General features: G+C 56.1%; 1 protein-coding gene. It reads left to right on the forward strand.

What is annotated here, in order from left to right:
- The coding region (locus AOA61_RS31040; protein WP_158234770.1) for a hypothetical protein at positions 1-230 on the forward strand (230 nt) is incomplete at both ends.

The raw sequence follows: 230 nt of genomic DNA on the forward strand, positions 1-230 counted from the left end.
GACAGCAATAAAGACGGTTACTACGCCATCGTTGGCAACAACGTTGTCCTGACTCAGGCCGGTGCTGACTTCGTTAACGCGGGCAACAAATTGCCAGCGTTCGATCTGACCGTGACTGATGCTGACAAAGGCAGCGCAACTGCCGCCGCTACTCCGGACGTGACGCTGGTCAACGACCTGCCGACCATCGAAGTAACCGCCAATCCGTTGGTTGAAGACGCTGTCAGCAA

Source organism: Pseudomonas sp. 2995-1 (assembly GCF_002742505.1).
GTDB lineage: Bacteria > Pseudomonadota > Gammaproteobacteria > Pseudomonadales > Pseudomonadaceae > Aquipseudomonas > Aquipseudomonas sivasensis.